Raw genomic sequence first — 15,254 nt, 5'->3', positions numbered from 1 at the left:
TCGGTCACGAATCCGCGGAAGGGAACATGAGCACTACACTTTTCGACCGACCATCGGTAACCCGCCAAGCGCTGCACTCTTCGAGCGCCGTTTACAACCGGCGGTCAAAACCGACCCGCAAATCGTCCTTTTTCGCGTCACCCATCGGGTTACCCTGTCAGCATGGCATGAATTGGCAGAATCGCCCTGGTTTTCAGGGGTCTGGCGCAAATCACATGCCGAAGAACGGGAACTCATCTGGGAAATGCGGGTCTACAATAATGACGGACGCTATTTCATGCTTAGGGATGCTGCCAGATGCCAATCAATTCAGTTTGCAAGACGAAGCGGGGGCAACGAGGAAATCGCGAATTGACTACCATTAATGTGTGCACCGGAAGCACGCCAAGCAGCATAGAATAGATGCATGGACCTTAAGTTCTGTGGCTATTGCAATCGGTCGCTCCCCGCGTCCTCCAGTTCCTTTCACCGCCACGCTGGCCGCCGCGATGGTTGGCACGACGAATGCCGCGAGTGTCGGTCTAGCGGGCGAAAGCTAGCTGCCGAGAAACAGCGCCTGGCCGATGAGCGGACGACAATTCGACGGCTGGCCAAGCTAATCCGGGAAGGGCAGGAAGTCCCCGAGCCCGACGTTATTATCCGGGTCGCCTACAGTCATTTTGGCGGCGCAGCAGGCGTGTCACGAGCGATGGTGGAGGTGCTCCGCGATCCCAAGGCACCCTCCATGGCAAAGGCAGGCATGCTGAGCGCCGTCTGCCGGCTCATCCCGGCGGCGGATGAAGCGCGTCGCCGACAGGAAGAGGAAAATCAGCGGCGGGTGGACGGGATGTCCCGGGAGGAGTTGTACGAGCGTGCTGCCGATTTGGAGCGGCGGCTGATTCAAGCAGTGCAGGCGGAAATGCACGAATGAGGGGGGAGGGCTTCACCTCAGCCTCTTAGCAAAAACGCCATGCCACCTGCATCGCGATAAGTCGTTGCGGCGAAGTCGCTTCTGCCGTAGCGGCGGAGCATGCGCCCCTTTGGCCCGCCCAGCCGACTAGCTCTTAGCAGATTGTCCATCGACGACTGTTTCGCACTGCGCGAGCCCAGCCTTTTGGTTCATCGTCAACTCGGTGGACAGCCGGGCCAAATAAGGAGAGACAGTGCCATAATCGCGACGCCAGCGAGGGGCCAGTGTGCTGGGATCGGGAGCTTTGGCTGCGTCAACACAATGGGAAATATCTGGCCCAAAGCGGGGGTCATGCAGGGCGTTAGAGGTGCCGAGAACTTCACGAGTGACCCCAAAGCTGAGTTACCGGAACCGCGACTTCCAATAACGACGTCGTCCAAGAGCACATGACAGTAACCCTGCACCGAGCGCCATGATGCCGAACGTCGAAGGCTCTGGCACGGGTTGGGCGAGATTGATGGACGTGCGATAGCCGCTCGTGGATTGTGTGACTGTGACTTCAAACAATGTGCCGGGAAGCTCACCAGCAGGGTCGAAAAACTGCACGGGATTGAAAGCGTTGCGAACGATGTTTAAGTCACTCACGTCCACATCGCCGTCGTCGTCCACATCGCCGTATTCGCGACCGGCGCGATCACCGAAGTTGTTGCGGACCGCATTGAGATCGCCAATGCCAACCGACCAGTCGCCGTCCGTATCGCCGCGCAGGCCGTCGCTGGGCGTGATGACGAATTCGATGGGAGGATTTAGCGCTGGATAGCTACCATCACCCACAACCCCAATGTTAATAAACGAGCCGTCGTCCAACCAACCGCGAATCTGATGGCTGTTGTGCTCGTCACGTAACTTGTCGACGTACTGGAAATAGGAGCCATGCAGCACCACCTTGGCGCTCCTCTGCCGTTCGATGCCGCTGAAAATTGTGCCGCCAGAAATATCCACCGTGCCGCTGTCAACCCAAATGCCGCTGTATTGATGAACCCCAACAGTGCCGCCCTCAATGTAGAACGTGCGGGTGCTGGCGTCCGCAAACAACTTCAAGTCCTCCACCACGCCGCCGGTCATCAGGAACTCGCCTTCAACAACCAGTTTTTCGTAGTAGTCGCCTTCGGAGACCACGATCGCGGAAGCGGTGGACGAAAACAGACACAGAACAGTCACGAAACAAAGTCGGAACATGGCTCAACCTCCCATGCAGGGTTGGGGTCATTAGGCTAGGTAGCTCATCGAGCTGGCATCGGCCGTTCACCTACGACGGTAACGTGCGGCTGCGGGCGCCGCAAGGAGAATTGACCGCTTGGTTTGCGCTGTATTGCGTCCAAGCCTGTCCGGACGACCGCTGGCACCTGCGACGCTCAATCGCACTGGTCGGCCTGTAGGGCCTTGTGGTGGGCCAGACCGCGACGAGATGTACGCCAATCGTTTATAATGTCGCTAACGGGATGGCCGGTTGATCCCCGGCCTACGAATCCGGTTGCCGCCTGATTGTCCTTTCCGGACGGCGACCGGGTTCTTACCCGCCTAGAAGGGACCACACATCGTGTCAGACGCCGGAATTCGCCGCATTCTCGATTCGCCGGTATGGGTGAAACCAACCACGACACTTCGCAGGTTTGCCGACCGTGTTCGAGGCAGCCTTATTCCTGCAATTGTGCACCCCGGAACAGCGGCGCTAGACGCGGCGCGCAGGTTTGTTAAATCGGAGCAGAAACTGGGTCACTTCTATGATCCTGATGATGGGGAGACCATTCAGTTTCTTGGTCTTTTCATCAAGTGGGAGCGGGAGGGCTTGGGCGTCACAGAAGGTGATGGCGTTGCGCTGAATACATTTCTTACGGCATTGGGAATGTACTGTGCGCCGTGGCCAGACGGCGACGTGCACCGTGTCGATCGTCAGCGCCGAGTCGTCCTCGAATGTGCAGAGGTAATGCTGGGAGCCGCCAGCCCCATTCAAACGCGAGCAAAAACCGATGTCGACAATGAGCACAGCGATATCGATAGTGCAGCCATTCGGCTACTGCGGGTCTTCGCAAATAACCTTGCCGACAAGCGGCTTGAACGCGCGATCGGAGTGCTGACAAACGACAGTCTGACGGTGAATGAGATGTTGACACAAATCGACGGATTGCTTCCATTCCCCCCTACGGCCAGCAGTCTGGCCCTGGGGCGGATGTTTGGCGTGAAGCCGCAAGCGGTGAGAAAAACGCCCTGGTGGATTGAAAACCGTAAGGGGAGGAAGGCCAGAGAGATTGCCGACCGATTGAACGTTCATCAAGCGCGGGCCAAGCAAGGCGACCGGGAGCGACCGACCGACAAAGAAGAATAGCGACGGACGGCAACTGGTTGCCGACTAGTTGCTATCGAAATAATTCCAAACTTTTTTGAGCCGCTAGGTGCAATACCTTGCGGCTCTTTTTAGTTCCCTGCGTTGCCGCATCCGGTTGCTGTTGGGGGCTTTAGGGGTATACGTGCCGTGCATCGCGGCCGTCGACCCTTTAGAGGTGCCCTCCAATGAATGCCACTCAGGCCCCTATTGCACTGCGGCCTCGCGACGCGGCGAAGGCCCTGCAAATCTCGCCGCGCCATCTCTGGCAATTGACCGCTGATGGATTGATTCCTTGTGTCCGCCTTGGGACCGGGAAGCGAAAGACCGTCCTGTATTTTCGCGAGGCACTCGAATCCCTGCTTCGGCAAGAGGCGGTATCGAACGGGTCGGGCGATAGCGTTCAGCCATAGCTGCCGTGCAACCCGCCTGCTGATCGGCGGCGTCAGCATGCGCGGGTCTTTCTCCCCAGCCGCATTTTGGAGATGCCAATGAATGTGAAAGTGAAGGCTCGGCCCTTGACGGATGTCGTCGAGGGCCTGGGTGGATTTGACGAACTGAGCTGGGTCCTGGTGGACCTGACGACCGGCGAACGGACGTTGCGCGCCGCACTTCAGCAGGCCCGGAAAGCCATCGATTCCGCGACGAATGACCGAGGCAAAGTTGTCCCCAGCAAGCTCGACCACGACGCGTTGGCGGAAGCGGTAGCGACAATGCGACTCGATGTGGCCGAAGCCGGGGTGATGCAGGAGGCGTTGCTCGACGCCTTGCAGTGGGTCGAGCGCGATATCGAAGAGTTGGCCGAAGCGGTCGGCGTGTGACCCGCTACAAACGCCGCCGCCCCGGGTACGAACCGGGGCGGTGGCTCAAACGGGAGTTGTACTGTGCGAATGAATCTTACTCGCGCGGATTCTGTTCCGCAACTTGATCTGCCACGGCTCGACGTAGTGAGGGCCGACGCATGATCGACTGCCATATCTGCCAAGTCCGCGAGGCGATCTCGTTACGCGTGCCGATTCGCGGCGGCGGGGTGTTCCCACTATGCGAACGATGTCGGGGCATGCACGGCGTTTACCCGGCGCGAAAGAAGTCTTTTCCCAAATCCAAACCGATCGAGGTGCCGAAATGTTTGACGCAACGACGACTGACGTTCATTTGACCAACGGAAAAGCGGTGCCGGCGGAGGCCGCGCCCGACCCGTTTGACCTGGATCGACTCCGGCTGTCGCAGAACTTCGGCGAATCGCTCGGCGTGAAGAAGATTCTCACCACGCTCCGCTGCCGTAAGCCTGACAAGCAAGAGTTTGTCCGCGTACGCCCGGGAGACGAATGGCGATTGCAAACGGCGATCCTGGAAGATCGCATCAATCGGGAGGACTACATCGTCGACCCCAAGTTGCATGCCGACGTGGCGGAATTCTTGCAACCCGTCGTGTTGTTGCTGGCCACCACCAAGCAAGGCAACCCGTTTATCTGGCGCGCAAAGCTGCCGTCGGCGGATGGACGGCCGAACGCGTGGAACGACTCCATGCTTGCGGCGGCGCAGGCTGCGGAGACGAAGTGGGTGCGCGTGGCGTCGAATATGCCGGGCGGACTCTATGACGTGTACACCGCAAGCGGCGACCTGGCGGAACCGGATTGGCCGGAGTTGTCGTTCCAGCAGTGTATCAAGCTTTGCTTTCAGTCGCGGTTTATCGCCGTGTTGGATCACCCGGTTCTCAAGCAACTGCGTGGCGAAGCATGATCGACACGTTTCGGGAAATCTGGTTGGCGGACTTTGAATTCTCCGCGTCGCCGGGCGAGCGACCGCAACCGCTCTGCCTGGTGGCGCGGGAATTCCGCTCCGGGCGGCGACTGCGCTTGTGGCGTGACGAGTTGCACATGCGGCGCATGCCGCCGTTCAATACTGGAAAGAGGACGCTGTTCGTCGCCTACTACGCCAGTGCGGAACTCGGTTGTTTGCTTTCGCTGGGCTGGCCGATGCCCGAGCGTATCCTCGACTTGTTCGTCGAATTTCGGAACATCACGAATGGCCTACCGACCACGTGCGGGAACGGCTTGCTCGGTGCGCTGGTCCATTATGGACTCGGCGGCATCGAGGCGGCGGAGAAGCAAGAGATGCGCGAATTGGCGATGCGCGGTGGTGAGTATACGGAGGCGGAAAGACTGGCATTGCTTGACTACTGTCAGACCGACGTCGACGCGCTGGCGAAATTGTTGCCCAAGATGTTGCCGGAGATTGATCTCCCGCGCGCAACCTTGCGTGGCCGCTATATGGCGGCGGTGGCACGCATGGAATCGGTTGGCGTGCCGATCGACGTGGAAACGCTGGAGGAACTCCGCGAGTCCTGGCGATCGATTCAAGGGAAGCTTATCGAGCGGATCGACGCCGAATTCGGCGTGTACGTTCCGCGTGGTCAAAAGCGGGTTGACCCGAACACTCCGGCCGGCGCGGCGATCTTCGCCGAGGCCCACGAAAACGAAATCGACCCGCACCAACTGGCGGACGCCCTCGACTACGTGTGGAAACGAGAACTCGATAGCCGGCTGGATTGGGAGCGGGCGAAAGCTTCGGCGCGGCGTGACACCGGATTAACGACGCGGAAAATTGAGGACTGGGAACGACGTGGCGGCCGGCATGGTCACGGCGGTGACCATAGCGACTACCCCGGGCTCGACGTGACCGCCCGCGAGATTGCCGGACGCTACCCGGAATTAGGCATCGGCCCTGGTTACGACGGCGACGACGGCCGCGACTATGCGGCATTCCTATGGGAGACTCTCCGCGAGCCGGCGCGACCGAAGCCGGTTAAACACGACCCCGAGCTATTGGCGCGCGCTGTCGACCTACTGCGGAACAATCCCGGCGAACCGGACCCGGCACAGGCGATGACATTCAGCGCGGAACGATTCGCCCGGTATCTGATCGCGGAAGACATTCCGTGGCCTCGACTGGCCAGCGGTGCGCTGGCCCTCGACGATGACACGTTCCGCCAGATGGCCCGTACCTATGGGCAGATTGCACCGCTCCGCGAACTGCGGCATTCGCTGGGCGAAATGCGGCTGTTCTCCGACTTGGCGGTGGGGGCGGACGGCCGCAACCGCTGCTTGCTGTCCCCGTTCCGTTCCATCACCGGGCGCAATCAGCCGAGCAATGCGAAGTTTATCTTCGGCCCTTCGGTCTGGCTGCGTGGACTCATCAAGCCATCGACCGGGCGAGCGGTCGCGTACATCGACTGGTCACAACAGGAATTCGGCATCGCGGCGGTACTCTCCGACGATGCGGCCATGCGTGACGCCTATGCGAGCGGCGACCCGTACCTCGAATTCGCCAAGCAAGCCGGGCTGATCCCCCGTGACGCAACGAAGCAATCGCACCCAGCGGAACGGGACCGGTGCAAGGTCTGCATTCTGGCGGTGCAATACGGCATGGGAGCGGCAAGTTTGGCGCAGTCGCTGGGGCAACCGGAAGCCTATGCCCGTGAATTACTCGACCTGCATCGCGCGGCCTATCCGCGATTCTGGAAATGGTCCCAAGCCTGCGTGGACCACGCCATGCTCCGGGGATCGCTCTGGACCGTGTTCGGCTGGCGCGTGCAGGTCGGCGCGACGTGCAACCCCCGATCATTGGCCAACTTCCCAATGCAGGCCAACGGGGCCGAAATGATGCGGCTCGCATGCTGCCTAGCGACCGAGCGCGGCATTGCGGTCTGCGCACCGGTGCATGATGCGATCCTGGTTGAGGCGACCTTCAAGGACATCGACCACGTCGTCGTCGCGACACAGCAGGCCATGCGGGAGGCGTCGGCGGCGGTGCTCGGCGGATTCGAGCTGCGATCCGATGCGAAGATCATCCGCTACCCGGAACGCTACTGCGACGCTCGCGGCGAACGTATGTGGCAGACCGTGGGGGAGCTACTTGCCCAGCTTAAACATCCGCGTGTATGCGGACCACCTCCGCACTGACGCGGACCACCTCCGCACTGACGCGGACCCGTCCCCTCTTTCTCATATTCTTTCTCTTACTCTTTCTCTAATAAATATACCTACCACTGGTGCATGCAATGCTGGAACTGGACCTGGAAACATACCGACTGAGGCCGGATGCGCAAGCCGACCTAGAGGCCGCCAAACGCTCCACGCGAGCCCAGCTGAAGCCCAAGCGGCATAGTGGCTGGTTTATCTGGGGACCGATCCCAGGAGCCTACGTGGCCCGTGCGGCGTCCCTGCCCGGCAAGTCACTTCACCTGTGGCTGGCGTTATGGTTCGAACACAAGAGACGCAAAGGGCAACCGATCCGGATGACGCGGGACTTGCTGGCGAGATTCCATGTCTCGCCGGACAGCGCGAACCGCGCCCTGTCGCAATTGGAGCGGGCAGGATTGGTTAGCGTGAATCGCGCGCGGGGCAGACTCGCCACCATCCAAATGCTGATTTCGAGCGCCTTGGGTGAGACGTCATCGCCATAGTCTTCGTCGCAATCCGATTGCAACTTAAGTCGTGGCTTGTAACAACACAAGCAATTGTTAGAATGACCGCATGGCACAGCGCACCTTTACCGAACAACTTCGCCGCTTCATTGAAGACAGCGGCCAGAGCCGATACGAGATTTGCCAAGCGACCGGACTCGATCAAGGCAACCTCTCGCGGTTCATGCGACATGGGACCGGCTTGAACACCAGCTCCATCGATTTGCTGTGCAAATACCTGGGGCTGCGATTGGTCGCGATCCGAGAGACCGAGAAACAAGTCGCCAACAAGCGTTCAAAGCAGGGGAAGTGAACAATGGCAAGCATTTCACGCGATCCGGGTGGACAGCGGCGAATTCTGTTCGTGGGGCCGGATAGCAAAAGGATGACGATTCGGCTGGGCAAGGTGTCGCGGCGCGACGCCGAGGCGGTGAAGTTCCGCGTGGAACAATTGCTGGCCGCTAAGCTGACTGGAAACGCCGTCGCCACCGATACGGCGCGTTGGGTGGCCGAATTGGATGCGAAGCTGGCGGACAAGTTGGCACGCGTGGGGCTGATTGCCCAGCGTGACGCGAAACAAGCAACGGTGCTGGGGAAGTTCCTAGAGGACTTCGCCGGCCGGCGCATCGACGTGAAACCGGCGACGAAAGAAGTGTGGTCGCAAGTGATGCGGAACCTCGTGGAACACTTTGGGGCCGTCCGTGACATTGCCCAGCTGACGGAAGGCGATGCCGAGGACTTCAAAATGTACTTGGTGGGACAAAAGCTGGCCCCGACTACGGTTTCCAAGCGGCTGCAATTCGCCCGCATGTTCTTCAAATCAGCGAAGAAACGAAAACTGATTACCGACAACCCCTTTGCCGAAGTATCGGCCAAGGCCGTAATGCGGCAGGACCGGCAACGGTTCATCACACGCGAGGAATACGAACGGCTGATGGCGGTCTGCAATCCGACTTGGCGCGTGATTGTGGCGCTGTCGCGGTACGGCGGTTTGAGGACCCCGAGCGAAACGCTTTCACTTCGCTGGCAAGACGTGGATTGGGAAGCCGGCCGGATCGTCGTGCAATCGCCCAAGACGGAACACCACGTAGGCAAGGCCAGCCGCATGATTCCGCTGTTCGGCGAATTGCGCCCGATCCTGGAGGAAGCCTTCGACTTAGCTCCCGAGGGTGCGGTATACGTGGTGGACGGTAACCACCGGGAAGCGGCGAACACACCGAGCGGCTGGCGGAACTGCAACTTGCGCACGCAATTCGAGCGGGTGGTGAAGCGCGCCGGCCTGACGCCGTGGCCCCGACCGTTCCACGCCATGCGGGCGAGCCGAGAAACGGAACTGGCGAAGGAATATCCGATCCACGTTGTAACCACTTGGCTGGGCAACACGCCTCGCATCGCGTTGAAGCATTACTTGCAAGTGACCGACGCGGACTTTGATCGTGCCGGAGTGGCGTTGGAGCGAGGCGGCGCAGAAAGCGGCGCACGGAGCGCGCAGAATGCGGCGCAGCAGGCGCACGCAGGGGATGGCAGGGAACCGCACGTACCGAGCGCAACTCCTGTCGAGTGCGCCACTTTTGCGACTTCCCGCGAGTCGGAACTTCTTGCTGCAAAACGACTTAACGGAGAGGACAGGATTCGAACCTGTGGACCAGTTACCCGGTCACGGATTTAGCAAACCCGCGCATTAGACCACTCTGCCACCTCTCCCAATTCGACGCGGCGACCGGCAAGGTAACCGCGCAACGACTAAATTCTAAGCGATCCGCCCTTCCCCGCAAGCCGAAAACTGCCCCTGCCACCTGCCTAAAGGGACACAGGTCCGGCCTACCAGTTCATCACTTTCGGGAAGAATTCGGCCGCCAGTTCCTCGTAGAACGGCATCAATTTCGGCACGTCCGGGCGTTCGGCGCTCTTGGTGTAGAGGTCGTACGGGTTGAACGCGCGGACCCAGTGGAACATTTCGCGGTCGTGGTCGTTCATCAGGTGGTCGTATTCGTGCTCGCGATGGGCCGGGTAGAACGAGTGGTACCGGATCATGTAGAGGGCCTGCTCGGGCAGGTAGTCCTTTACGACCTGGTACAGGTACTCGTCGTGCCCCCAGGAGAGCATCACGTTGTCCAGCCCGCAGCCTTCTTCGTAGATGCCGGCGCGGGTCTGGTATTCGGGCCGCTTCGCGTCGGGGCTATCGGCAAAGAACTCGGGGAAGACGATTTTGTCCGACCAGGCGCAGCCGACCGGGAACGTGTCTCCAACGACCGCCCATTGGGGCTCGCCGTAGAGGCAGAGGATTTTGCCCAGGTCGTGAATCAGCCCAGTCAGAATGAACCAGCGCGGATGGCCGTCGCGGCGGATGGCCTCGGCGGTCTGCAGCAGGTGCTCAATTTGCGGCACGTCGGTATCGGGGTCGCTGTCGTCGATCAGCGTATTGAGGAAGTCAATCGCTTCCCAGATGCCCATCTGCCGCTTGCGGAGCGGTAAGTATTCGCCGCGTTTGGCGCGGCCGAAATCGACGGTCTGCTGGGTGTGGTTCAGCCGGTAGAATTCCTTGACGCTCGCCCGGGCTTCCGACTTGTAATCACGGAATTGTGTTTCCTTTTTGTCCGGATCGGTGGCCACGAAATGCCGTGTCGGGGCGTCTTCAGCCGGCTCTGGGTAACGCCGCTTGAGGTCGTCTTCCCATTCATCCAAATTGGCCAAAGGCGCGGCGTCGGCTTGTTTCGTCTGCGACATGAGAAATCCTCATTCGACCGGCGGTAGTCGGGGCGTGAAATGCGCTCGTACTTATGTTAGCTGTTCCGATCCCAGGTACAATATCGACCGCGGCCCAGCGAATTCCTGAGTGGGTGCGTCGCTGTGCGTTTACGGCTCAGAATGGACTGGCGGATCGACGATGGGAGCCACGATGTCGTTCGGGATGCTGTTGATCGCCGTACTCGCGGGAGCACTCCTCTTGGGTGGCGTCGCCGCGATGATCATCGTCGCGGCCGGTTCCAAAAAGCCGCGGGACTAGATTTCCAAGGAGTGCCCATCGTATGTTCGGAATCTCGCCCATCGAATTGCTCATCATCGGCGGCCTTGTGCTCACGCCGATCGTGGCCTTGGTCGTACTTTTCGCGGCGATTTCAACGAACAAGCGGAAGCGCGACTGACTAGCCAGGCCAAGAGAAAAGGCGCACTCGATTCCCGTCCGGGTCGTGTACCAACAGTTCTTGGTAGCCCTCCGAATTGCGGAGAATGCGGGCGCCGGCCGGGGCGACGACTCGCAGGGCTTCGTCGAGATCATCGCACTCGAGCGCCAGGCTCCAGCGGGCCGAAGTTTCATCCGGCGCGTCGCGGCCAATCAACGCCAGGCGCGCGTTGCCGGCTTCCAGCAGGGCGTATTGTTCTTCCGGAATGCGAATCAGCGCCCGCATGCCGAGCCTCTTGCGATACCAGGCAAGCATCTCCTCCCAACGGACGGTTCGCAGCTCGACGGCGTAAAGTTCCGATTTCATCGCGCGATGCTCCTGGCTTGATCTAAGAATTCAATCGTCGTCCGTGTGAAACTGCAACGCTGCGTTCGCGATTGGCGACAAGCACGCTTCCAGCAATTCGCCGCCCTGCGTCAATTCTAACCCGATTTGCACCGCCCAGAGCGGCGCGTCTCCCAGGCGATCGGTCGCCAACTTGACCAGGTCTTTGCGCGTGCAAACCAACCCGGTGAGTTGCTCCTGTCGCACCCATTGCGCCAGACTCTCGACGTCGTCGCGGGCATAGGCGTGATGGTCCGGAAAAGTTCGCCAGGCGGCGAGCTGGCAATCGCAGTCTTCTAGCGTGCGGCGAAATCCTTCCGGGTTGCCGATTCCGCAGAAAGCGCCCCATCGCCCGGTTGTGAGCGCCATGAGGGGAGCGGACTCGCCGAGTGAATTGAGCAACGCGGCCGGACGATGCTTCGCTTCGAGCCAAATGGGTTGCGGAGCATGACGCTGCACCGTCGCGCGGATTTGGTCGCGCGTCGCGGCATCCACTAGATCGGCCCGCGACAGTGCGATAGCCTGAGCGCGGGCAAGTCCGGTGAGCGATTCGCGCAACAACCCGCGCGGCAACACGTGGCCGTAGCCGAACGGTTCTAGGGCGTCGATCAGGACGAGATCGAAGTCGCGGGCCAATCGCCGATGTTGAAAGCCGTCGTCGAGCAGAATGAGTTGGCTCGTGAATTCCTCGATTGCCATCAACGCGCCGGCGACGCGATCCGGCTGCTGCACGTGGGGCACGTCGGGCAGCATTTGCTCGAGTTCAATGCCTTCATCGTTCAAATGACCATGCTGCGCGCCATAGCCGCGGCTGACGATCGCTACGCGGATCGCCCGCTCGCGAAACCAGCGAGCGAGCCAGGCCACCATTGGCGTCTTGCCGGTGCCGCCGGTGGTGATATTGCCGACGCTCACCACGGGAACCGGCACGTGTAGTGTCGGCTTCCAACCGCGATCGAAGGCGGCATTTCGCAATCGCGTTGCCAAAGAGTAAGGCGTCTCGGCCAGCCGCAAGCCCGCGCGCGTCACCGCCGCGCCTACTCCAGCGCGCCGCCCACTGACCAACTCATGAAAATCACGGGCGTCCAAGGGTAGTACAAGAAGGGGGTGCGGTGACTAGATCCGTGGACTCCGTGGCAGGGTGTGAAAGGTGAAAGAGGTCCTTATCCCTGCGCAAACGAATATCCCGGTTCGCCGTCGAAGTTGCAGAGGTGTTCGGTCTTGCAGAAGTCGACGCCGGCATTCGCGGCGCGATCGAGCAGCAACACGATCTGGGCGTGGGCGACGACGCCGCGGTCCGGCGCCAGGTAACGGCAGCACCAGTGGTCGGTGCAAAAGGTTTCGGAAAAGCCTTCTGGCCAGATCTTCACGCCCCGATTGGAAACCATCGTCAGTTCCAGGCCTTCGCCGCTGAGCGACTTCATCTTCGCAGGCAGTTCGGTACGATCGGCGTTCGGCCAATCGATGAAGAGGTCGACGCCCATCAGGTCCTTCTTCGGACCAGTGCTGGGATCGAACTTCGGCGTGGCGACCTGAATCGGTGCGCCGGCCACGTACTGCACAGGGCGAAGTTGCTGCGGCTGCTGACCGAGCCGCTTCACGACTTCCGCGGCGAATTCCTTGGTGCCGACCTTTTGCTTGCTGTATGCCTCGGTGAACACGTCGTAAGTGTGCATGCCGTCTTCCAGCGTGCGGAGCCAGGCGTTGTGAACGCGCTCGGCGATGTCGGTTTGGCCGATATGCACCAACATCATCACCGCGCCCAGCAACAGGCCGGATGGGTTCGCGAGATTCTGCCCGGCGCGGCGCGGGGCGCTGCCATGAATGGCCTCGAACATGGCGACGTGCTCGCCGATGTTGGACGAGCCAGCCAAACCGACTGAGCCGGCGATTTGCGCGGCCACGTCGGAGAGGATGTCGCCATAGAGATTCGGCATCACCACCACGTCGAAGACCTCGGGCGTGTCGGCCAATTTCGCGGCGCCGATATCGACGATCCAGTGTTCATTCTGAATGCTCGGATATTCCTTCGCGACTTCTTCGAACACTTTATGAAACAGTCCGTCGGACAGTTTCATGATGTTATCTTTGCTGAAGCAGGTAACCTTCTTGCGGTTGTTCACCCGGGCGTATTCGAACGCGTAGCGACAGATGCGCTCACAGCCGGGGTGCGAAATCAGCTTCAAGCTTTGCATCACCTGAGCGGTCTGGCGATGCTCGATGCCGCCGTAGGTGTCTTCCTCGTTCTCGCGAACGATCACGACGTCCATCACCGGGTGCTTGGTCTCAACGAACGGAAAGTATGACACGCACGGCCGGACATTTGCGTACAAACCGAGCGACTTGCGCACCGTGACATTGAGACTCTTGAAGCCGCCGCCCTGAGGCGTCGTGATCGGCGCCTTGAGGAATACCTTCGTGCGCCGGAGCGATTCCCAGCTTTCCGGGGCAATTCCGGAGCTGATGCCGCGGTGATAAACCTTCTCGCCAATCTCGATTTCCTCGATCGCCAGCCGGGCGTCCGCCTCACGCAGGATGGTCAGCGTCGCGTCCATAATCTCCGGGCCAATGCCATCGCCACGCGCCACCGTAATCGATTGAGTGCCAGACACTTGCGCAAGCTCCTCGGGAGAGAAAACACCGGCCGCGCCCGGCCAACTGGGACGAGCGAAAGAGACGACTCCGCATTATTGTCCACCCGGTATCGGTGTCAATCGGCGGAACGGGGCAGAGCATCTGGAGCGTGCGGCGCAACGAACGAAAAAAGCCCAGGGAAGGCTGCAATAGTCGTCTGCCGACGGACAGACTTGTGCAGCCTTCCCTGGGCTTAGCGGCGAGATACGACGTTGCGAGATGGCTCCGCGCGCTTTAGCCGCCGAAGATGCCGAGGATGGCGTCGGCCATGGCGCTGTTCACGCCCATCTCGCTGTTCCAGGCCCACATGTTGCGGGTGATGTCGATCATCATCATGCCGCACAAGCAGAGGAACAACACGCAGAACGACAGGCTGACGATCTGCAGCCCGGAGTAACCCGCTTCGCGCATCACAGGGGCCGCGGCTTGCGCCGAGCCAGCGGAGGCCATGCCGAATGACTCGGTCGGCATGGCGCCGACTGGGGTCAAGCCGCCCGAGGTATCTTCTTCGAGCATGCCGCCGTCGGTGAAGTCGGCGGAATCGGAATCGATGACGATCACCTGCGAGCCGCTGGCGTCGTCGTCGTCGCCGCCGTCCGCCGAGGGAGTAAGCAAGAACTCGTCGTCCGCGACGAGCTTCGCGCTGGAACCTTCGTCGAGGGTCAGGTCGTCGCCAGCGAGATCGAAGTCCTTGCCCGAGGAACCGGTCTTCAAATCCAGCGGGCCGTCCAACGACAGCCCGCTATCGGCAGGGCTGGCCAGAGAGATGCCGCTATCGCCCGGGCTGAGCGTGATGTCACTCGCGCCGGGGCCATGCAGAACGAGATCGTCTTCGTCGTCGTCCATGGCGGAAAGATTGATACCCGAGTCCGCGCCTCCCTTCGCAGGCGGCGAGAGATTCAGGGCGCTTCCCAGGTCGAGTCCCAGGTCCGAAGCGCCGCCTAACAGCAAATCGCTGCCTGGTTTCGCGGGCATGGGCTTGGTGAGTTGGAGGTCACTGTCCTGCGCGAAGATCGAGATGTCGCTCCCTTCTTGCGCGGCGCGACCGCCCGCGGGACCGATCACCGTGGCCGAGGTGCCCGGCCCGGATTCGCCGAGTTCCACCTCGCTCAGCAGGACGATGTCGTCGCCGTCGTCGTCCGCGGCCAGGTCGATCGGCAGGTCGGTCAGGTCGCCCGAGTCCTCTGTGTTCCCTTTGGCGGGAAAGAGCTTCGCCTTGGCGCGCTCGATCTCTTCCGGCTTGTATTTGAACGAGGCGCCGTCGCGGAGACCGTTCACCTCATACTTCTGCGTCAGTTGACGGAGGTGCTCGGCGCTGATCCCGAGTTGGGAAGCAGCTTCGTCCATCGACAAGAACTTACCGGCCATGCT

General features: G+C 60.8%; 16 protein-coding genes and 1 tRNA gene. 8 read left to right on the top strand and 9 right to left on the bottom strand.

Translation table 11 applies throughout. The annotated features are described in order from the left end of the window. On the top strand, positions 1–355 hold a 355-nt coding region (locus tag SGJ19_00700), incomplete at its 5' end, for a hypothetical protein (protein ID MDZ4778752.1). 369 nt (positions 356–724) lie between these two features. Next, positions 725–910: a hypothetical protein gene (locus SGJ19_00695; GenBank protein ID MDZ4778751.1), complete on the top strand. Its 186-nt coding sequence runs from the start codon at positions 725–727 to the stop codon at positions 908–910. Between the two features lie 381 nt (positions 911–1,291). On the opposite strand, the gene SGJ19_00690 is transcribed toward SGJ19_00695, so the two are convergent. Next, positions 1,292–2,128 (bottom strand): PEP-CTERM sorting domain-containing protein, encoded by an 837-nt coding sequence (locus tag SGJ19_00690; GenBank protein MDZ4778750.1) that lies wholly within the window; start codon positions 2,126–2,128, stop codon positions 1,292–1,294. Between the two features lie 361 nt (positions 2,129–2,489). Between SGJ19_00690 and SGJ19_00685 the strand changes: the two genes are divergently transcribed. The 6 genes from SGJ19_00685 to SGJ19_00660 all read left to right on the top strand — a co-directional run bounded on the left by SGJ19_00685 (position 2,490) and on the right by SGJ19_00660 (position 8,053). Continuing rightward, complete coding sequence (locus SGJ19_00685) at positions 2,490–3,275, top strand: hypothetical protein (protein MDZ4778749.1); 786 nt, start codon at positions 2,490–2,492, stop codon at positions 3,273–3,275. Positions 3,276–3,763: 488 nt separating this feature from the next. After that, on the top strand, positions 3,764–4,093 hold the full coding sequence (locus SGJ19_00680; GenBank protein MDZ4778748.1) for a hypothetical protein: 330 nt from the start codon (positions 3,764–3,766) through the stop codon (positions 4,091–4,093). Between the two features lie 304 nt (positions 4,094–4,397). Next, complete coding sequence (locus SGJ19_00675) at positions 4,398–5,015, top strand: hypothetical protein (protein MDZ4778747.1); 618 nt, start codon at positions 4,398–4,400, stop codon at positions 5,013–5,015. Then, positions 5,012–7,237, top strand: coding sequence for a DNA polymerase (locus SGJ19_00670; protein ID MDZ4778746.1), 2,226 nt, complete (start codon positions 5,012–5,014; stop codon positions 7,235–7,237). The genes SGJ19_00675 and SGJ19_00670 overlap by 4 nt, the downstream gene beginning before the upstream one ends. 98 nt (positions 7,238–7,335) lie before the next feature. Further along, complete coding sequence (locus SGJ19_00665) at positions 7,336–7,740, top strand: hypothetical protein (protein MDZ4778745.1); 405 nt, start codon at positions 7,336–7,338, stop codon at positions 7,738–7,740. Between the two features lie 70 nt (positions 7,741–7,810). Continuing rightward, positions 7,811–8,053, top strand: coding sequence for a helix-turn-helix transcriptional regulator (locus tag SGJ19_00660; protein MDZ4778744.1), 243 nt, complete (start codon positions 7,811–7,813; stop codon positions 8,051–8,053). Positions 8,054–8,068: 15 nt separating this feature from the next. Here SGJ19_00660 and SGJ19_00655 read toward each other — a convergent pair whose 3' ends face one another. The 8 genes from SGJ19_00655 to SGJ19_00620 form a co-directional block, all read right to left on the bottom strand. Next, positions 8,069–8,320: a hypothetical protein gene (locus tag SGJ19_00655; protein ID MDZ4778743.1), complete on the bottom strand. Its 252-nt coding sequence runs from the start codon at positions 8,318–8,320 to the stop codon at positions 8,069–8,071. A gap of 21 nt (positions 8,321–8,341) precedes the next feature. Further along, on the bottom strand, positions 8,342–8,503 hold the full coding sequence (locus tag SGJ19_00650) for a hypothetical protein (protein ID MDZ4778742.1): 162 nt from the start codon (positions 8,501–8,503) through the stop codon (positions 8,342–8,344). Between the two features lie 854 nt (positions 8,504–9,357). Then, a tRNA-Ser gene (locus SGJ19_00645) sits at positions 9,358–9,444 on the bottom strand. Between the two features lie 117 nt (positions 9,445–9,561). After that, a complete protein-coding gene (locus SGJ19_00640; protein ID MDZ4778741.1) occupies positions 9,562–10,467 on the bottom strand; it encodes an inositol oxygenase family protein in 906 nt (301 codons plus the stop codon). A 419-nt stretch (positions 10,468–10,886) separates the two neighbouring features. Then, complete coding sequence (locus SGJ19_00635) at positions 10,887–11,231, bottom strand: VOC family protein (GenBank protein MDZ4778740.1); 345 nt, start codon at positions 11,229–11,231, stop codon at positions 10,887–10,889. A gap of 30 nt (positions 11,232–11,261) precedes the next feature. Further along, complete coding sequence (gene lpxK, locus SGJ19_00630) at positions 11,262–12,338, bottom strand: tetraacyldisaccharide 4'-kinase (GenBank protein MDZ4778739.1); 1,077 nt, start codon at positions 12,336–12,338, stop codon at positions 11,262–11,264. Positions 12,339–12,412: 74 nt separating this feature from the next. Then, complete coding sequence (locus SGJ19_00625) at positions 12,413–13,861, bottom strand: NADP-dependent isocitrate dehydrogenase (protein MDZ4778738.1); 1,449 nt, start codon at positions 13,859–13,861, stop codon at positions 12,413–12,415. 256 nt (positions 13,862–14,117) lie between these two features. Continuing rightward, entirely contained in the window at positions 14,118–15,251 is a 1,134-nt protein-coding gene (locus tag SGJ19_00620; protein MDZ4778737.1) for a hypothetical protein, read from the bottom strand. Positions 15,252–15,254: the final 3 nt, after the last annotated feature.

Source organism: Planctomycetia bacterium (genome assembly GCA_034440135.1).
Taxonomy (GTDB): Bacteria; Planctomycetota; Planctomycetia; order Pirellulales; family JALHLM01; genus JALHLM01.
This window is presented reverse-complemented; position numbering and strand designations above follow the sequence as displayed.

Bases quoted from the DNA above. Each gene is read 5' to 3' on its own strand.
- SGJ19_00695 (MDZ4778751.1), top strand. From the start codon at position 725: ATGGCAAAGGCAGGCATGCTGAGCGCCGTCTGCCGGCTCATCCCGGCG.
- SGJ19_00690 (MDZ4778750.1), bottom strand. From the start codon at position 2,128: ATGTTCCGACTTTGTTTCGTGACTGTTCTGTGTCTGTTTTCGTCCACC.
- SGJ19_00680 (MDZ4778748.1), top strand. From the start codon at position 3,764: ATGAATGTGAAAGTGAAGGCTCGGCCCTTGACGGATGTCGTCGAGGGC.
- SGJ19_00675 (MDZ4778747.1), top strand. From the start codon at position 4,398: ATGTTTGACGCAACGACGACTGACGTTCATTTGACCAACGGAAAAGCG.
- SGJ19_00670 (MDZ4778746.1), top strand. From the start codon at position 5,012: ATGATCGACACGTTTCGGGAAATCTGGTTGGCGGACTTTGAATTCTCC.
- SGJ19_00665 (MDZ4778745.1), top strand. From the start codon at position 7,336: ATGCTGGAACTGGACCTGGAAACATACCGACTGAGGCCGGATGCGCAA.
- SGJ19_00660 (MDZ4778744.1), top strand. From the start codon at position 7,811: ATGGCACAGCGCACCTTTACCGAACAACTTCGCCGCTTCATTGAAGAC.
- SGJ19_00640 (MDZ4778741.1), bottom strand. From the start codon at position 10,467: ATGTCGCAGACGAAACAAGCCGACGCCGCGCCTTTGGCCAATTTGGAT.
- SGJ19_00635 (MDZ4778740.1), bottom strand. From the start codon at position 11,231: ATGAAATCGGAACTTTACGCCGTCGAGCTGCGAACCGTCCGTTGGGAG.
- SGJ19_00620 (MDZ4778737.1), bottom strand. From the start codon at position 15,251: ATGGCCGGTAAGTTCTTGTCGATGGACGAAGCTGCTTCCCAACTCGGG.